Source organism: Specibacter sp. AOP5-B1-6 (assembly GCF_052376555.1).
In the GTDB taxonomy this organism is placed as follows: Bacteria; Actinomycetota; Actinomycetes; order Actinomycetales; family Micrococcaceae; genus Specibacter.
Genome location: NZ_JBQSVT010000102.1, coordinates 1 through 1448 on the forward strand (window position 1 = coordinate 1; position 1448 = coordinate 1448).

Below are 1448 nucleotides of genomic sequence, written 5' to 3' on the forward strand. Positions count from 1 at the left end.
GGCTCTTCCGAATGCAGGGTGTAGGTGGGGTTGGTCAGTGATGAATCCGGGCGAGGAACTCGTTTCGGTATAGGTGAGGGCCTTGGTAGAGAATCAGATTGTCTAGATCCAGATTTTTCTACAGCAAGGCCCTCGTGTTCAACGCTACTCTTCAATGCCCTGACCTGACTACTTTCTGCCGCCTTGACGGGCTTGGTCTGGAAGCGACCGGGCAGTTCCTTGCTCCTGATCGTGCTGTGATTGCCTGTCGAGTGGTGGCCACGGATCAATGGTGCCGTAAGTGTGGCGGCGAAGGTGTCCCGCGGGACACAGTGACCCGGGAACTCGGCCATGAACCCTTCGGCTGGCGGCCGACGACGTTGCTGGTCCGGATCCGCCGCTATCGGTGTACCGGGTGCGGTCATGTCTGGCGGCAAGACACCACCCAGGCAGCCGAACCACGGTCAAAGCTTTCTCGTCGCGGCCTGGTGTGGGCGTTGGAAGGCATCGTGTGCCAGCACCTCACCGTCGCTCGCGTCGCCGAGGGGCTGGGCGTGTCCTGGAATACCGCGAACAAGGCCGTGTTGGCCGAAGGACGGCGGGTGCTGATCAATGACGCCACACGCTTCGACGGAGTGAAGATCATCGGTGTTGATGAGCATGTGTGGCGCCACACCAGGCATGGAGACAAGTACGTCACCGTCATCATCGACCTCACCCCGGTCCGCGACAAAAAGGGCCCCTCTAGGCTGCTGGATATGGTTGAGGGCCGTTCCAAACAGGTCTTCGCTACCTGGTTGAAGGAACGCCCTCAAGCTTGGCGTGACGGGGTGGAAGTCGTGGCCATGGACGGGTTCTCCGGGTTCAAAAGCGCTGCCGCCGAAGAGTTGCCTGCCGCTGTTGCGGTGATGGATCCATTCCATGTCGTCCGTCTTGCCGGCGACGCGCTCGATGACTGCCGTCGCCGGGTGCAGCAGGCCACGTGTGGGCATCGGGGACGGGCCGGGGATCCGCTCTACAAAGCCCGGCTGACGCTGCATACCGGTGATGGATTGCTGACCGAGAAACAACAAAAGCGAATCGCTGATCTCTTCGCCGAGGAGAAACATGTCGAAGTCGAAGCTACGTGGGGCGCCTATCAACGCATGATCGCCGCCTACCGGGCAGAAGACCCGGCGCAAGGTAAGAAGCTCATGCAAGCCCTCATTGATTCCCTCAGCAGCGGGGTCCCTGCAGCTCTGAAAGAACTGAAAAAGATGGGCCGAACACTCAAACGCAGGGCAACTGACGTCCTCGCGTACTTCGACCGTCCGGGAACTTCTAACGGCCCAACTGAAGCAATTAATGGAAGATTGGAACACCTCCGAGGATCCGCCCTTGGCTTCCGCAACCTCACCAACTACGTCGCCAGATCACTGCTGGAATCCGGCGGCTTCAGACCGAAACTACACTCTCAATTCTGAAGAGCC

1 protein-coding gene is annotated in these 1448 nt (G+C 59.7%); it reads left to right on the top strand.

The window, feature by feature from the left end:
* Positions 1–134: 134 nt before the first annotated feature.
* On the top strand, positions 135–1442 hold the full coding sequence (locus ACT3TS_RS19625) for an ISL3 family transposase (RefSeq protein ID WP_444533209.1): 1308 nt from the start codon (positions 135–137) through the stop codon (positions 1440–1442).
* Positions 1443–1448 lie beyond the last annotated feature (6 nt).